This is a genomic window from Gemmatimonadota bacterium (genome assembly GCA_009838845.1).
GTDB lineage: Bacteria > Latescibacterota > UBA2968 > UBA2968 > UBA2968 > VXRD01.
Genome location: VXRD01000073.1, coordinates 60,782 through 77,231, shown reverse-complemented (window position 1 = coordinate 77,231; position 16,450 = coordinate 60,782). Strand labels below are relative to the sequence as shown.

The 16,450-nt window shown below is 51.1% G+C and carries 17 protein-coding genes; 7 read left to right on the top strand and 10 right to left on the bottom strand.

Annotation, left to right across the window (positions count from 1 at the left end; genetic code table 11):
* The coding region (locus F4Y39_09760; protein ID MYC13997.1) for a hypothetical protein at nucleotides 1–557 on the top strand (557 nt) is incomplete at its 5' end.
* Nucleotides 558–654: 97 nt separating this feature from the next.
* On the opposite strand, the gene F4Y39_09755 is transcribed toward F4Y39_09760, so the two are convergent.
* On the bottom strand, nucleotides 655–1,362 hold the full coding sequence (locus F4Y39_09755; protein MYC13996.1) for a gamma-glutamyl-gamma-aminobutyrate hydrolase family protein: 708 nt from the start codon (nucleotides 1,360–1,362) through the stop codon (nucleotides 655–657).
* 111 nt (nucleotides 1,363–1,473) lie between these two features.
* On the opposite strand from F4Y39_09755, the gene F4Y39_09750 reads away from it, so the two are divergent.
* Nucleotides 1,474–2,214 carry a phytanoyl-CoA dioxygenase family protein gene (locus F4Y39_09750; protein ID MYC13995.1) on the top strand — a complete coding sequence of 247 codons (741 nt, stop codon included), beginning with the start codon at nucleotides 1,474–1,476 and terminating at the stop codon, nucleotides 2,212–2,214.
* An 8-nt stretch (nucleotides 2,215–2,222) separates the two neighbouring features.
* Here F4Y39_09750 and F4Y39_09745 read toward each other — a convergent pair whose 3' ends face one another.
* From F4Y39_09745 to F4Y39_09735, 3 genes are read right to left on the bottom strand one after another with little or no spacing between them, the layout of a single operon-like run.
* Nucleotides 2,223–3,815, bottom strand: a complete 1,593-nt coding sequence (locus F4Y39_09745; GenBank protein ID MYC13994.1) for a carboxypeptidase regulatory-like domain-containing protein — start codon at nucleotides 3,813–3,815, stop codon at nucleotides 2,223–2,225.
* Nucleotides 3,816–3,827: 12 nt separating this feature from the next.
* The gene (locus F4Y39_09740) at nucleotides 3,828–4,847 is read right to left on the bottom strand and encodes a Gfo/Idh/MocA family oxidoreductase (GenBank protein MYC13993.1); all 1,020 of its coding nucleotides are present in this window, start codon (nucleotides 4,845–4,847) and stop codon (nucleotides 3,828–3,830) included.
* A 20-nt stretch (nucleotides 4,848–4,867) separates the two neighbouring features.
* The gene (locus tag F4Y39_09735; GenBank protein MYC13992.1) at nucleotides 4,868–6,940 is read right to left on the bottom strand and encodes a PQQ-binding-like beta-propeller repeat protein; all 2,073 of its coding nucleotides are present in this window, start codon (nucleotides 6,938–6,940) and stop codon (nucleotides 4,868–4,870) included.
* A 139-nt stretch (nucleotides 6,941–7,079) separates the two neighbouring features.
* Here F4Y39_09735 and F4Y39_09730 point away from each other — a divergent pair, with 139 nt between their 5' ends.
* The 4 genes from F4Y39_09730 (at nucleotide 7,080) to F4Y39_09715 (ending at nucleotide 10,261) form a co-directional block, all read left to right on the top strand.
* Nucleotides 7,080–8,669 carry a sulfatase-like hydrolase/transferase gene (locus F4Y39_09730; GenBank protein MYC13991.1) on the top strand — a complete coding sequence of 530 codons (1,590 nt, stop codon included), beginning with the start codon at nucleotides 7,080–7,082 and terminating at the stop codon, nucleotides 8,667–8,669.
* Nucleotides 8,670–8,688: 19 nt separating this feature from the next.
* Nucleotides 8,689–9,039 (top strand): hypothetical protein, encoded by a 351-nt coding sequence (locus tag F4Y39_09725; protein MYC13990.1) that lies wholly within the window; start codon nucleotides 8,689–8,691, stop codon nucleotides 9,037–9,039.
* 98 nt (nucleotides 9,040–9,137) lie between these two features.
* Nucleotides 9,138–9,500 carry a hypothetical protein gene (locus F4Y39_09720; GenBank protein MYC13989.1) on the top strand — a complete coding sequence of 121 codons (363 nt, stop codon included), beginning with the start codon at nucleotides 9,138–9,140 and terminating at the stop codon, nucleotides 9,498–9,500.
* A gap of 32 nt (nucleotides 9,501–9,532) precedes the next feature.
* Nucleotides 9,533–10,261: a protein-L-isoaspartate(D-aspartate) O-methyltransferase gene (locus tag F4Y39_09715; protein MYC13988.1), complete on the top strand. Its 729-nt coding sequence runs from the start codon at nucleotides 9,533–9,535 to the stop codon at nucleotides 10,259–10,261.
* 82 nt (nucleotides 10,262–10,343) lie between these two features.
* Here the strand turns inward: F4Y39_09715 and F4Y39_09710 are convergent, their stop codons facing one another.
* Both F4Y39_09710 and F4Y39_09705 read right to left on the bottom strand, forming a co-directional pair.
* Nucleotides 10,344–11,189, bottom strand: a complete 846-nt coding sequence (locus tag F4Y39_09710) for an amidohydrolase family protein (GenBank protein ID MYC13987.1) — start codon at nucleotides 11,187–11,189, stop codon at nucleotides 10,344–10,346.
* A 17-nt stretch (nucleotides 11,190–11,206) separates the two neighbouring features.
* Nucleotides 11,207–12,079: an NAD(P)-dependent oxidoreductase gene (locus tag F4Y39_09705; GenBank protein ID MYC13986.1), complete on the bottom strand. Its 873-nt coding sequence runs from the start codon at nucleotides 12,077–12,079 to the stop codon at nucleotides 11,207–11,209.
* A 202-nt stretch (nucleotides 12,080–12,281) separates the two neighbouring features.
* On the opposite strand from F4Y39_09705, the gene F4Y39_09700 reads away from it, so the two are divergent.
* Complete coding sequence (locus tag F4Y39_09700; protein ID MYC13985.1) at nucleotides 12,282–13,031, top strand: ribonuclease activity regulator RraA; 750 nt, start codon at nucleotides 12,282–12,284, stop codon at nucleotides 13,029–13,031.
* A gap of 168 nt (nucleotides 13,032–13,199) precedes the next feature.
* Here the strand turns inward: F4Y39_09700 and F4Y39_09695 are convergent, their stop codons facing one another.
* The 4 genes from F4Y39_09695 to F4Y39_09680 all read right to left on the bottom strand — a co-directional run bounded on the left by F4Y39_09695 (nucleotide 13,200) and on the right by F4Y39_09680 (nucleotide 16,429).
* On the bottom strand, nucleotides 13,200–14,141 hold the full coding sequence (locus F4Y39_09695; protein ID MYC13984.1) for an ROK family protein: 942 nt from the start codon (nucleotides 14,139–14,141) through the stop codon (nucleotides 13,200–13,202).
* On the bottom strand, nucleotides 14,138–14,779 hold the full coding sequence (gene eda / locus F4Y39_09690) for a bifunctional 4-hydroxy-2-oxoglutarate aldolase/2-dehydro-3-deoxy-phosphogluconate aldolase (protein MYC13983.1): 642 nt from the start codon (nucleotides 14,777–14,779) through the stop codon (nucleotides 14,138–14,140). Before eda ends, F4Y39_09695 begins: the two co-directional genes overlap by 4 nt.
* Nucleotides 14,780–15,128: 349 nt before the next feature.
* The gene (locus F4Y39_09685) at nucleotides 15,129–15,353 is read right to left on the bottom strand and encodes a hypothetical protein (GenBank protein ID MYC13982.1); all 225 of its coding nucleotides are present in this window, start codon (nucleotides 15,351–15,353) and stop codon (nucleotides 15,129–15,131) included.
* A gap of 32 nt (nucleotides 15,354–15,385) precedes the next feature.
* Nucleotides 15,386–16,429 carry a sugar kinase gene (locus F4Y39_09680; protein MYC13981.1) on the bottom strand — a complete coding sequence of 348 codons (1,044 nt, stop codon included), beginning with the start codon at nucleotides 16,427–16,429 and terminating at the stop codon, nucleotides 15,386–15,388.
* Nucleotides 16,430–16,450: the final 21 nt, after the last annotated feature.

Below are 16,450 nucleotides of genomic sequence, written 5' to 3'. Positions count from 1 at the left end.
GTACAAATGTAAAATATCCACATATTAAATTTGAATTTATTTCTTCAGTCACTCAACGCATTACAGAAGCCCTGGAAGATCGCACCTTAGATGTTGGCTATATTTATGGCATTCCCATATCTGATGCAGTTGAAACGTACGGCTTATTGACGACCGAACTCGTTATTGCTGGCCCCGTGCGTTGGGCTGACCAGATCGAAAGTGCGACCTGGGAGGTTTTGGCAGATCTACCCTGGATATGCGATCCTTACTACTGTCCCTTTCAAGCTATCGCAGACAATATGTTTGCCAAACGCGGACTTACGTGTAATAAGGTTATGTCTATTAGCGACGATGCTACCCGATTGGAATTGATCAAGGGGGGTATTGGCATGTCGGTCATTGAAAAATGTCTTGCAGAAAAGTCTGACCAAATTGCCATAAGGGAAACAGAATCTTTCTTTTGCGACCTCAATTTTGCCTATCTCAAATCACGCGCTGGAGAATCTCTCATTCGCGCAATTATCGAGCAGATTACCACACTCTGGCAATCTCAATCTGAGCTTGTTATGGCATAAAAAAAGGATTTAGATGTCAATAGCCTGGGTAGAATTATTCGAATTGGCTATAAACGAAAAAACAAGAGCCATTGCGAGGATATTCACTATTCTCATTTTATTTTTTCTTTGAGGCTTGATCTGCCTGTATAAGCAAGTGCTCGAAGATACAATCAAAGACCGTGTTCGGCATTTTTTCGGGATGGAATTGCACGCCGATAATGCGACCATCTGGCGTTTCGATACCTTCTATGACTCGATCTTCACTGCGGGCACTTATATTGAGTTCCCCGCCAACCGTCTCGAGTCCTTGCAGGTGAAAGCTATTGGTCGTACATTCGGTCTCGCCCAGAATAGACGAGAGATGGGAATTGGGATTGATCGAAACTGTATGGCAAACGGGATCTTCAGTCCGCCCGGGTGAATGCGGATCGACATCGCATTGTATTTGAATATCGGCATAGATCGTGCCGCCAAATTGAGCATTGATAAATTGCATGCCATAGCAGATGCCCAGAACGGGCATCTGTTTTTTTTGCGCGTATTCAAAAGCGCGAATATCATTTTCATAGCGCGTGGGCGCAACCGCGGGCAGGTCTTTGGGCAGCTTGCCAACCAGACCTTGCGTAATACCGGGGCCGCCAGTAATAATCAGGCCGTTGAGCAGGGCAAACAGCGGCGCGAGCGTTTCCTGTTCCTCTGTCATAGGCAGAATAAGAGGACAACCACCCGCGCGTTCCACGGCAATCACATACTCGTGATCTAACGATTGCTGTTTACTCTTTGAAAGAAAGCTGGTCGTAATACCGATTATCGGACGTGACATTTTAAAAATTGGGTAGAATAGGCAACGCTTTTTACTTGATGAATGCACAAATATGTGACATCATGGAACAAAGAACAAGGTTAAAATAAAGAACTTGAACAGGAGGCGGAAATGGACGCGGGAGACAAAGCGGCTGTTGAAACCGCATGGAAGAACGGCGTAGGCGTCTTGTACAACTTGCTCTCGCAAGATGAACTGGATGCAATCCGCCGGGAGTTAGAACAGGCGTACCTGGATCTGGAGATGGGACCGGGAGATCCCGGCAGCCGGGACAGCCTGCGAAATGAACCGCTGTTAAATTATCCGGCCCTGGGCAGATTATTTTCCCATCCTCGTATTTTGGGAATCGTCTCGGCAATCCTGGATGAACCGCGGCCTTTTCTATTACAAATGAAAACCAACCGGTACACGCCAGAACACAAAGGTGTAGGGCGACACTCAGACGGCAGCCCGACGGAACTCGCCACACCCTTTCAGTGGGTGTCAACCATGATTTACCTGGACGATATCGATGTCAACTCCGGGGCGTTGACCTACGTACCGGGCACGCATCTGTACCATTTTGCATCTGCGTGTGACCCGAGCCGGATACTCCCTACAAAAGAAGATATTCAGGCAGGTGACTATCTTCCAATCGAACTGAAAGCGGGCAGCGTCGTCTTTCGCGTACCAGAGGTCTGGCACGGCGTAGTGCCCATCCATCGGTTGCGGCGATATATCACCGGTTTGTACACATCTCGCAAAAAGGGAAATACGCCGATCAAAGAGCGGATACAGGGGGTCCGGAAAAGCCGCAAGCAAATCCCGAAGACATCCATACCCAAACACGTTAGAGAATACTGGCAGTATTGATCAGTGGATCAATCCAAAAAGCGATCCAGCACATTCTTTGTAATCGCCGAAATCGACTCATCCACCGGAAGAGAACTGGGATAATTGATTGACCCCACCGAAAATACCTCTCCCCCGCTCTCGGTGCGGTGATATACGATCTCCGCGCCCCCTTCATCGGGGTTTAAGCCTTTGGCCAGCAGTTGTGCGTTTTTTGGCGAACTCACTGTCATCTTATCCGTTTCGTGTCCAGATGCACCGCCCGGACACCGCATATGCAGACACTTCTCTCCAAAAATATCTCCCGTCTTCAGGCCAGTCCCTTGAAAGAAATCGTGCGATCCATCCACCACCCGATAAGGCGCTCCAGTCATAATACCCGTCTCCGAACAGGTTACACCCAGCAGTTTCGCTTCTGACTCGTGAAACAGATGGAATCGACTCTCCAATCCCAACTTCTGTAGATGGCTGAACCCCCCGCCTTTATCTCCATTTCGCACCACCATAGTATATTCATCTGTAAACACCACCTCGCAATTCAGACCATTTCCACCCAGATACATCAGCTTGCCGCCCCGCTCAAACACCCAGGACTTCAGCTTATAGTACATATCCGCAGACCAATACTCCGGATGCGTGCTGATGATCAATACCCGGTAATCGTCCAAATTCAATACCCCGGAATGGAACTGCGTCTCCGCATAAAAATCGTATCCATATCCCTCCCGCTCCAACCACCCCAGCAACCGCCACTCCGCCGGGGCCACATGGCAGTTGGACCGCCCCTCAATCGGATCGGTAATCTGCTCCTCCTCTGCAATAAAATTGATCGGCTCAGGCCGGTCGAACGACAGCGATGCATATTCCTTTGAAGTAAAAAGCAAATGTCTGGGGTCCGTATATCTCTTGAGATCCATTCGCGCATTCACGGTGGGCCTGGGCGGAAATTTCTCCGCGAGGATATAATTGCTGCGCCCCCCAAAATTATTATACGCATTCCAGTTTATATTTGACGCCAGCACTGCAACATCGGCACTCGGCTTTGCAGGTGCGACAATCCACGGAAACGGAAAAAACACACCTGACTCCGTCTTGGCGTGCAGATAATACAATCCCGACCGCTCGGGTGCCGTTATATATTGCTTGTGTGTCGGGCTGGTATAACCCTGTGCATTCCATTGAATGCCGGTCTGCGTATAATCCCCATCCGGCGTAATTTGCATCGTCGCCCGGGGACCGTGTTCATCGTACCATCCAATTGGACGCACCAACTCTTTTTGCCATCCATACCGCCACAGCGACAGCTTGTACGCCTCCACCGCGTGTACCCTGAACTCTGACGACTGCCCGGACTGTACCCACTTTGGCCACATATATCCCAGCAACCCATCGGTCAACAGCCGGAACTGATAGGGAGCCTTAGTCGGTATCTCAAGCGGTACTGTCTTAAAACCATAACCCGGCTTGTAAAGTGTCACTCTATACTTCCCGGAAGGCAAATCCGCATAAACCGCTCCGGTCGCCCGCGAACGCGCCTCAAATGACCCCGCCTCGCCTTCAAACTCCAGCAGCACCTCTGGCACTGCCACATATCGTTCATCGCTCACATATCCAATCAGCATATTGTTCCCTTTTTACGCCAGAATGGTCAGACTTCGATCTTCGAGCGGTAATTCCATCTTCTCTCCACCGCGACGATGCGATTCTCGCAACGCAATGGCAATTTCCAGCGCTTCTCGTCCAAACTCTCCCGGACAAAGCGGCTCTGTGCCCTCATTTAGATTCTCGACAAGTCCTTCAATAGCGGCCTGTTGTGAACTGCGAGGTCTTTTGGGATTGGGAAATTGTCGTCGAATCGGTTCTCTGGTCTCGTGATGCCTGGTCCACATCTCAAAATCTGCGTGTTCATTCCGGGCACTTATCCATCCATCGCTTCCCACAAAGTCAATATTCAACCATCCTCCGGTACTCAGAAATCCGCGGATGCCATTCTCGTATCGAATCATCCCTGTTCCTGAAAGATCGCTGTCGCCGCGGGCCTCTTCATCACTATTCATATTCCCAAATACCCACCTGGCAGATGCCCCGGCAAAAAGACGAAACAGAGCCAGCGTATGGCTGTGACCGCGTGAGAGCCGCCAGCCGTAATTGCAGACCATCGAAGAGAAATTCCCAATCATGCCGCTTCGGATTGAATTTAGACATGCGTGGAACCACGGACTCCAATTTTTGTGACAGGCAATAGCGAGCATAACCCCATTCTTCCGACACACATCGATCATCGCGTCTGCTTCCGCCAGACTACGGCATATCGGCTTGGTTGCATAAATCGCCTTAACACCAGCCTCCGCCACCCCTGTGACGACCTCTGCGCGTTCCTCTGCCCGTGTCGTCACACTGACGATATCTGGCTTCTCTTTGGCGATCATCTCGCGGTAATCGGTATAAAGTGCCGTTACGCCCCATCGACTTTTGAAATCGTCCAGTTGCTCCACGTAAAGATCCGAAGCTGCAATCAGATCAATCCCCTTCGCTTCGATCATCGCGGGCGCGTGTGCCCAGGGATATCGAAACTGGGGCCTATTTACGTGCTCATCATCAATAGTACTGCCGATCCGCCCACATCCAATAACAGCTCCCCGATAAGATCCCATGTTGTGCTCCTTCCATCACGTCAATCCCCCACGCGCTCAAAATAGAAAAACCGCCCATCGTACGTCCCTAAAAACAAGCCGTCTCCCCACACACAGGGAGGCGCTGTAATTGGGGACCCGAACGCCGCACGCCCCCGGCATTCGCCGGAAGCGGCATCCAAAGCGTACAAACACCCATCACATCCACAAATTAGAAGACAATCCTCAAAATGGAATGGCGCAGCTAAAATGCTCTGCACGCCTCTGCGATAAGGCACCATATCCAGCAGATCGCCTCCCGTCTGGAACCGCCACAGTAGCGCCCCGGAATTGAAATCAAAACAGAGGGCATCTCCCTCCGATGTGGTGGCGTAGATCCGTCCATCCCGCACGAGCAGTCCGGTCGGATAACTGGATGGGAGGATCGGCTTGTCCCACACAACCTCCCCCGAAATTGCCCGTAACGCGGTTAAATGCGATGAGTCTCCCCCACTTACCAGCAAGTCTCCGGACACAATCGGCGTTGGATATGGATACTCAACCCCTATCTGCTGTTCCCACACAACCTCCCCACTTTGTCGGTCCAATGCCATCAGTCCCCGCCGCGGCACGAGCAGGAGAAGCAGGTCCTCATAAACCTGGGGACTTGCGTAGCACGACCAGTTATCGCTGTCGTCAACAGGTACATACCACTGCTGCTCTCCCGTTTTGAGATCAAAAGCCGCGTAACCGGCCTTCGCCCCTGCGTACAACGTCCCCTCTGCAATAACCGGAGACGTGTAAATCCAACGGTCGGGATACCCGGGCAGATTCGCATGCCACAGCAGGCGGCCCGACGCCTGCTCCAGCGCATGAACCCGCCCGGTAACTGACACAGCCACGCAGATGCCATCATCTACAGCCACGCTATTTTTCACCGTCGCATCTGTGCGTGCATGCCACACCAGATCTCCGCTACCCACCTCAATACAACAGACCCCGTTGCGGGCGGGATAACCCTCGTCCCGCAGGCTCAACAGCATCTGATCTCCCGCCTGCACGGGTGCTGCCCGGTGCAATCCCCCCGGAAGTTGTTGCTCCCAGCGCAGGTGCAACCCCATTTCGTCGAAAGAAATCTCCACCGACGTATCCCCGGAAGGTGGCAAAACACCAGTGGGTTTGTGCGCGCAGAGTTCCACTTCCGCCCCCTCTTCTCCGAACCGCGCGACGCGGTAGCCCCTCGGCGATGTATCGATCCCGCCAAAACAGAACGCCGGAGTTGCGGCCACAACCATCTCTTTGTAAGAGAACACCTTGCTGGAATGCCAGTGCCCGTGCAGTACCAGGCGGACATTATATCGGCTCAACGCCTCCAAAAATGAAACCGGCGGAGGCGTGTGAACCACCACCACGATCTCCCGATCCGCAGGCTGTAGCGCCAAATCCGCCCAGAACCATACCTCCTTTCGCTCCTGGTCTGCAAGCGAAAAAAACGACTGCTCGTTGGGATAAAACGCAAAATGGCGTCCCCCCCAATCAAAGCTATAATACGAGGGACCGAGCACCGCTTCGAAATTCCGGGTAAACGTATTGTCCGCTGAGCCCCCCTCGTGGCGCTCCTCGTTTCCGTCGTGCCCGCCGAACAGCGGGAAAACCGGCGTTGAAACCGTCTCCTGTGCCTCTCGAAAACGGGACAACTCGGCAAGCTCCCCCCTATTCGTGAGATCTCCGCTCACCACAATCAGATCCGGATCGGCTTCCCGGACAAGTCGCTGTAGTGCCTCGGCGAGAACCTCTCCAGAAGTCAGCATCTCTCCTTCTGTCACAACGTGTGTATCTGTAATCTGCACAAGCTTAAACTGCCGTGCAGCCCGCTCAGGCGCAGACTCAAGCCAAAAATCCACCCCATCTTGCGCGTCGATCCAGTTCCGTATAGATGAGTAGAACCCCGATGTCGCCCGAAAACCGTCTGGAACGGTCACAAATACGAACCGGTGCGCCTCCGATTCCACCACAAGCGCGTACCGGCCATCTCCATCCGTCTGCACAATCTGCTCCCCATTGGAGACCAAAACACCACCCAGACCGCGTCCAGATGGTCCATCCATCACCCTGCCTCGAACTTCAATCGTCATAGCGCACCTCTTTGTTGTCAGTTATAGGCAAAATACAATATTCACACCCTGAGGCAAAACAAACAATGATTGCCTGCCATATAAAGATTGTGCATAATAGAATTGGAATCCAACGTGTAACCCTCACAAAGGAAGGAAAATGAGTGATAGACCAAATATTCTGTGGTTATCCTTAGAAGACACAAGCCCGCGATTTGGGTGTTATGGCGATGAAGTGGCGCAAACGCCAAATCTCGACAAACTGGCGTCCGAAGGATGCCGGTACCCCAATGCATTTTCAACAGCGGGCGTATGCGCGCCGAGTCGCTCGGCAATTATCACGGGCATGTATCAAACAGCAATAGGCTCGCAGCACATGCGCACGCGCCACACCAATGCACACGCGCCGCAAATGCCCACGCCCTACGACGCAGTACCACCGCATTATGTCAAATGTTTTCCAGAATATTTGCGAATGGCCGGGTATTACTGTACAAACAACACAAAAACCGACTATCAATTTGCCCCGCCAATTACTGCATGGGATGAATTGAGCGCGCAAGCCCACTGGCGCAACCGTCCCGATGGCACGCCCTTCTTTGCGGTATTTAATCGCACAGTAACGCACGAAAGCGGCATGTGGCCCGAGAAACGCCCAGAAGTAGAAACCGATCCAGATTCAGTCACACTACCGCCTTATATCCCCAACACACCCAAAGCGCGGCTGGCATTGGCGCGGCATTACGATAACATCGCCGACAACGATGCATGGGTTGGCGAAATGTTGCAGCAATTGGAAGACGATGGATTGGCAGACAACACAATTGTATTTATCTGGAGCGATCACGGCGAAGGACTACCCCGAGCCAAGCGCTGGCCCTATGATGCGGGCATTCGCATACCGTGCATCGTGCGCTGGCCGGGCGAATTGGAACCCGGCAGCGTTAATGATCGATTGGTCAGCATGATCGATCTGGGTCCAACCGTACTATCACTCGCTGGCGTACAAATCCCAGCCCATCTCCAGGGCCAACCCTTTGTGGGACCACAGGAAAAAGACCGGGATTACATATTTGCAACGCGGGATCGATACGACGAATCTTATGACATGATGCGCGCCGTACGGGATAAGCAATTCAAATACATTCGAAACTACATGACGGAAAACCCGTATTTATTGTGGATCCCCTATCGCAATCGGCATCCCGCATTGCAGGAAATGTGGCGGCTCCATCTCGCGGGCGAATTGGAAGGTGTACAAAACGTGATGTTTCAAAAACGCCCTGTAGAAGAATTATACGACACGGAAAACGATCCATTTGAAGTCAATAATCTCGCGGACGATCCCGCACACGCCGAAACATTGAACCGCTTGTGCGGGGCACTGGACGACTGGCGCGAAAAATACGACGTATGGGGCGATGTGCCCGAAGATCAGATGGTATTCCGCATGTGGCAGGGCACAGAGCAGCCGCAGACCGAATTGCCGGTTTTTGTACCAATATGTGAAAAAAGCCCAGGCCGAGAGGCCGCCCCCGAAGGCGGAACCTTCAAGGGACCGATAATCGTACAATTTTACTGCGGCACCCAAGGCGCGTCAATGGCGTATCAACTCGCAGGCGATGAACACTGGCGATTGTACACCGGACCCATTCCCCTGCCAAAAGGCGAAACCACCATTCGCGCTAAAGCCATTCGGATTGGATACAAAGAGAGTGAGGAAATGGAAGCGACATTTATCGTGACCTGATCGTGAAAGGAAGGGTTTGATGGCTGAGACAGAACAGACATATTCGGTGACCTCAGGTACAGCCAAGATCGTTTACATTCTATATTTAGCCGAGCTTGTTGTCGGTATCACGGGCCTGATTGGCGTTATTATGGCTTATGTGAACCGGTCGGATGCACCTGAGTGGTTGGCTTCGCACTATCGGTTTCAAATTCGCACGTTCTGGATCTCGTTGTTATACCTGGTCGTGGGCATCGTGCTGTGCTTCATCGTGATTGGCGTGGTGGTGCTGGTGTTTTGGGTGATCTGGATGATTATTCGGTGTGCAAAGGGTTTGAAATATTTGTCCCGCGAAGAGGCGTATCCAGATCCCGAGGGCTGGTTTGTCTAAAGTTAATACACCCTGGAGATGTCATTTCAACCGGTACGCCGGGTGCTGTACCCATATCAGATGGCGATGTCGTAACCTGACCGTGAAGGGAAGGCTTGATGGCAAACGAAAAACATGATATAACGGGTACAGCGAGGATCGTTTACATTTTATATCTGGTCGGTGTTGCTTTTGGTATCACGGGCCTGATTGGCGTTATTATGGCTTATGTGAATCGGTCGAATGCACCTGAGTGGTTGGCTTCGCACTATCGGTTTCAAATTCGCACGTTCTGGATCTGTTTGTTGTACCTGACTCTGTTGTGGGGGATAGCAGTAGTGCTGCTGTTACCAATCGTGTTTGTCGTAGCGGTAATAGTGATAATGGTTTTGCCAGTCTGGTGGATCATTCGGTGTGCAAAGGGTTTGAAATATTTGTCCCGCGAAGAGGCGTATCCAGATCCCGTGAGTTGGTTTCTCTAAAACGCTGATACAGGAGGTACATAGTGCGCAGGATGCAAATACTGAATAACAGCATTTCAGCACATGCTTTACTGCTCTTATTGATGGGTCTGGCGGTGATCTCTACATCGCATGCACAAGACCTCATGGAGCGATTGCGAGAACGTATGGTAAGGACACAAATTGAAAACCGAGGAATTAAAGCCCCCGCTGTCCTGGAAGCGATGCGAAAAGTGGAACGCCACCAGTTTGTACCCGAGTCTTATGCTTCACGAGCGTACGGCGATCATCCATTACCCATCGGCGAGGGACAGACCATTTCTCAACCGTATATTGTCGCGCTGATGACCGAAGTGCTGAATTTGAAGGAATCGGATAAAGTGCTGGAAATCGGAACGGGATCGGGGTATCAGGCGGCGATTCTGGGCGAGTTGTGTGACAGCATCTACACCATAGAAATTGTGGAAGTGCTGGGCAAGCGCGCCGCAAACTTGCTCAACACATTGGGATATGAGAATATCGAAGTGAAAGTTGGCGATGGGTACAAAGGATGGCCAGAACACGCGCCTTTTGATGCAATTATCGTGACGTGTTCACCAACGCAGGTACCCCAACCCCTTCAAGATCAACTCGCCGAAGGTGGGCGCATGGTAATTCCGGTTGGAAAACGCGACGCACAAGAACTCGTGCTATTGACCAAGCAGGAAGGCAAATTGCAACAAAATCACATTATACCTGTCAGATTCGTGCCAATGGTAGATTCCACTGGAGCGACGTATTAAACGAATCAACGAATCAACGAACTCCGCCCATCCTCCCAAAATCAGTGTGTATTCCATTCGTCTATTCGTCTATTCGCGCTTTTTATCTATCAATCCACTTATACGCAGCTTTTGAATTCTTCCAGAAGAACTTCTCCATCGCTTCCGGTCCCTTATTCTCAATATAATGGGTGACAATACTGAGCACCGTCTCATAGGGTGCTGCGCGTTCGCACACGAGCCAATTGCTGCCATAGACCAGGCGGTCTTCACCAAAAGCATGCCATAACACATCGAGCGTAGGCACATAATAAGCTGGATCGTCGGGGGCGGGTTGTTGTGCTGCGCGTTCAACCATGCCAGACACCTTGCAATACACATTGGAGTATTTAGCAATGGTCTGAATACCCTGCACCCATTCGGGATCGGGTGCTTCACCCGTCACTTCCACATGTGCAACATGGTCAATAACAATGCGCAGATCGGGAATTTGCTCGGCAATAACAGCATTGATGGGCAACTGTTTGCTATTCGTCATCAAATCGAGCTGCAAATCGCGGTCAGCCAATTTTTGGAGTTGTGGCATAAGAGCATCTTGATCTTCCAAACTACCCCGCTGAAGTCCCAGACGAATCCCGCGATAGAGCGGATTGGCCGAAAAGAGATCGAGATTCTTCTCAAAATCTTCGGTCTGGGGATTCAGACGACCCACAAACCCGACAATACAGGGATTGTCTGCTGCGAGATCCAAAATCCACTGATTGTCTTCAACGAGCTGGCTGGCTTCAACCACAACCGTCCCAGCCACACCCATCTTTTCAGTGCGTTCAACAAAGTGGTGCGGCAAAACGGGGCGATAGAGCAATGCATTGTCTTCGGGCGGCCAGGGAACGCCACCGGGTCGGGTTGTATCGTAAAAATGAACATGCGTATCAATAATCATGGACATATCCTTTCCGGTCAAGATTATTTAATTCCCGCCATTTTCCTCAACACTTCGACAATGGCGGAATTGTCCTGTTCTGCAAGACCGAGCGCAACGCCCGTGCGCAAAAGTTGGGCGTGAAGCCCGGTTACGGGCAATGGCGTTTCCGTACGCGCGCCGAGGTCAAGAATGAGTTCCACATCTTTTAAGTGCTGATCCAATGCAGCCTGAGTGGTAAAATCTCCGGTGATCATTTTTTCGCCTTTAATATCCATCACGCGAGAATACGCGCCACCCATCTTAAAAACATCGAGCAAAACATCGATATCTACCCCCGTTTTTTGTGCGAGAACAAGCCCCTCGGCCAATACGAGACGGTTGAGACCGAGCACGAGATTGACAATGAGTTTGGCTTCCGCACCTTTGCCCGAAGGCCCCATGTGAAAGGTCTTGAGCGAGAAGGCTTCAAAAATATCTGTACACAGTTCAAAGACGGGTAAAGTACCGCCGACCATCACGAGAACATCTGATTCGCGCACCTGCTTACTGGATCCGAGAATAGTCGCATCGAGAAAGCGAATACTCCTGCTTTCAAGGCGTTTGGCAAGCGCAGTTGACATCTGCGGATCGGCTGTAGTAGTATCCACAATAATTGCGCCGGGAGATGCCGCAGACAAAACGCCCCTCGCACCTGTAACCACATCGTTGACAACATAAGAGTCGGGAAGCGAAAGAACGATTCGACGCGCTTTATCAGCGACATCGGCTGGCGATTTGCAGGGCTTAAAACCGTCGCCTTCATGTGCTTTTATTTTTTCGGAATCAATATCATACCCCGCAATTTCTAAACCTTTGTCGCGAAAGCGTTCAACAAGTGCGGACCCGACGAGTCCAAGTCCGATAAGACCGAGCATGAGACCTCCTGTAAAAAAATAATAAACCGTATCGCGCACGGCTTAAGAATATGTCAAATCTTAAAACAAACAGCACCAGTGCTTCAAAAATACTGTACAATCAGATTCTTGCCAAACAAGAAAATAGTGTTGAATCCATGCGGGCATTGTTTATCTTAAGATCATACAAGATGCGTGAAACCAATCAAAACAGGAGCTATAGATGAGTTTAGAACCCATTCAAACACAGGATATAAAACGCCCATCCAGGTCATTAATTGATGCGTTATCACATATTGGCAGTGCCACAGCAAGTGGAGAATTATTTAAGCTGGGCATCCGCGATGCCCAAATTTTGGGGCCCCTTCCCCGAACGCCGGGCAAATCAATTTGTGGCCCGGCACTGACGCTACAATTTATGCCCAAACGAGAAGATCTGCATTCATCGGGAGAATATCAAGGGCCGGAAAGACAATTGCATCGCCATGTGCTATATCACACACAACCGGGCGATGTGGTTGTAGTCGATGCTCGGGGCGACATGAGCAGTGGCGTTTTTGGCGAGATGATGCTGACCTATTTTTCCGGCCAGGGCGGTCAAGGTGCAATTGTCGATGGTTGTATTCGCGATTTTCCCCACGCCAGGGAATTAAACCTCGGCTTATGGCTTAAAGGAACAACGCCCAATTTTCACGCGCAAACCAATATTTTCCCCCACGCCGTGAATGTCCCGATAGCGTGTGGTGACACACTTGTAATGCCCGGCGATATTATTATTGCCGACGACGACGGCGCCGTGGTAGTACCGATTAAACTCGCGCCTGAATTGGCAGAAAAAGCGACCGAACACGCCGAATGGGAAGTCTTTAGCCGAATGAAACTCGCCGAAGGCGGCGACCTGCGGAAATATTATCCACTGACAGATGAAGCGCGTGTAGAATATGAAGCGTGGCAAAAGGAACAAGAGAATTAGGAACTGATGTTACGCATGTCTGTGGTTTTTGTCATGCTGAGCGGAGTGTAACGGAGCCGAAGCATCTGTTCCACCTGCGTTGGTAGAAGATTTTTCGACTCCGCTGCGCTCCGCTCAAAATGACAGACCATTATATTGTGCATAATGCGTAACATCAGTTTTTAATTTTTAATTCCTCTGCGCGTGTCTGGCCGCGCCTAAAATTCCCGCGTCATCGCCCAATTCAGCAGAAACAATCTGCACATGTTCTTTTACACCAACAGTACCGCGATCCCAAAAAGTTCGCATCGCCGGATCAAAAATCCAATCACCCGCCTGCGCCAATCCGCCTGTTAGTGCAACGCGATCCACATTCAATACATTCACCAGACTCACCAGCCCCACACCGAGGAAAAACCCCGTCTCCTCAAACATCTGCATTGCAAAATCATCACCTGTCTCTGCCGCTTCAAAAATAACCTGTGTGGTCAAACCCCCGGCTTTCAGAGACGTCTCCGGCTTTTCCCCTTCAAGTCTTTCCAGCGTGCGGCGCACCATGGCCGTGGCCGATGCATACATCTCCAAACATCCAAAATTACCACACGGACAGCGCGGTCCATTGTGATCCACTGTAATATGCCCCACCTCGGCCGCATTGCCATTAAACCCGTGCATAACCCGTCCCTCGCTAATCCATCCACCGCCAACTCCCGTGCCCAGAGTCACGCACAAAAAGTGATCAACACCTCGACCAGCTCCCAGCCATTGCTCGCCATAAGCCGCTAAATTTGCATCATTATCCACCACCACGCCCAGACCGAGCAATGCCTCCAGGCGATCCTTTAACCGCACACCGTGCATACACTGCAAATTCTCGGGCGATATGATCACGCCCTCAAACGGATCTAATGGACCGGGCGCACCAACCCCTACCCCCTGTACTTCTGCCAGTGAAATCCCACCATCTCGCGCAGCCGCACGCGCACATTCGGCAATGCCATATATCACACCCTCAGCCCCCAGATGCAATCGCGTCGGTCCCCGCGCCCTACCTACAATCTCCCCAGACGCTGTCACAAGCCCCGCACGCGTATTGGTGCCCCCTAAATCTATGCCAATCGTCAAACTCATTTTTCCACTCGCGCCTGCGCCACAGCATCTACAAAAGATTTTGCCGTTGCCGTCAAAGATGCCCAGTCTTTATTATCCACAGCCGTCTTATCGACCATCGCACTGCCAGCCCCCACAGCCACCGCGCCATTTTTGATAAACTCGGGCGTTGTTTTGGCATCTACCCCACCCGTGGGCATGAGCTTCACCTGTGGCAAAGGACCCAGAATATCCTTAAAATAAGACGGTCCTCCCACGCCAGCGGGAAACACCTTGACCACATCGGCTCCCGCTTGCCAGGCCGTCAAAATTTCTGTAGGCGTAAACCCTGCGGGCATCACGGCCTTGCCATACCGCTTGCTCATCTCGATTACCGCCGTATTCAAAATGGGACTCACCACATATTCTGCGCCGGATAGAATTGCTGCCCGCGCCGTCTCTGGATCGAGCACAGACCCCACCCCAATAATCGTATCTGCCATCTTTGCCGACGCTTCTTCAATCACCTTCAGCGCCCCCGGCACCGTCATCGTCACTTCAATTGCCACCACACCGCCTTCGCGCAACGCTTTTGACACATCCATCAACTGCGACGGATTATCTGCCCGCAACACGGCAACCACACCGCAATCAATAATGCGATCCAAAGTACTTGACATTTATCCTCCTCACAAAATTAAACCTCTCTCCAAAATGGAGAGAGGCATTCGTTATTGCACCATACATAACCTGACCCTTCATGGGCGCGTCGATTTGCTGGACTTGCCATCATCCTTATAGGCATGTCTAATGGCCTGTACAGCCACCGTAATAATGCCAGTCATGAAGATCGCAAAACCTGCAATAAGGAACCATTCCCTCATAGATCCTCCAGTTTATCAATCAACCATCAGGGCGTTGATTTGTCGGACTTGCTATCCGTTTCGCTACCGTTTCTAACGGCCTGGACAGTGACAATGCCAATGCCTGTCATAAATACCAAAAAAACTGTAATGAGCAACCATTCCATCACAAATCCTCCAGTTTGTTGATTTTGTGATACGCCGCTTTGTTGACCCATACAATGCCGACTGTGGTCCCAAAAGCCCCAATGGCACATATAAACACAAGGAATGTAGCGGTTTTGTAGTTTTGTGCCAACCAGGCAACAAGGGAGATATCAATGGCAACCAATATACCAAATATAATTTTCATCCATCCTATTTCTTCTTTTAATTTATCAAGTTTTGCCATTTTTGCAACCTTGCCATATCCCCTTTCAGACGCTATCGTCTAATCCGCGCACTCTCACCCTTCATCGCACTCTCGGCTTCCGATCGCGTAGCCCAGTTCACATCCCCCGGGAACGTATGTGCCAGCGCCGAATAAGCCCCTGCGAAATCCACGATATCCTGAGCTGGCTCGCCCTCGAGCACCCCGGCAATAATACCCGCTGAAAAATTATCGCCACCACCCACGCGATCTACCATCTCCAAATTTTCGTAAATACGCGAAAAATAAAACTCACTGCCATCGTAAAGCAGTGTGCGCCAGTCATTCAGCAATCCGGTCTTCGCAACGCGCAGGGTTGTGCCCACAAGCGTCACATTGGGATATTGCGATATGGCCTTCCGCGCGACATCTTTATAGCTTTCGGGATCCAGCGCATCGTAATCGCCCGACGTGCCTTCGGCTTTAAGCCCCATCGTCTTTTCAAAATCCTCTTCGTTACCGATAAGCACCTGCACATGCGGAATACACTTTGCAATCGTCTCCTGTGCTTGTTCTGCACTCCACAATTTAGATCTGAAATTGAGATCAAAACTCGTGGTCACGCCTGCATCGCGGGCTGCTACCAGTGCTTCTACTGTAGCCTCTGACGCACCTTCGGACAACGCGGGTGTAATCCCACTGACGTGAAACCACTTGCTCCCTTCAAAAATAGATACCCAATCCACCATTCCGGGTTTGATATTCATAATCGCGGTATGACCTCTGTCATACGTCACCGCACTCGCACGCGGCCCCACCCCCACTTCCATATGATAAAACCCATTACGCTCAAGCCCTACACCGTCAAAATCCGTCCACAAAATATTGGACATATCCACCCCGTGCTCGCGCCCCTTGTTGCGAATAATCCAACCCGTCCAATTATCGACCAACCGGGACACCCACGCCGCCTTCAAACCCAAATGCGCGCAACCGACCGCGACATTGTATTCTCCCCCACCGATCTCGACATCGAGTTTACTCGCATTCTCCAATCGGCGGTATTCTGGCGAAGACAACCGAATCATCGCCTCGCCAAAAGTCACCACATCGTACATATAGTCCTCCCTAAAAATTAG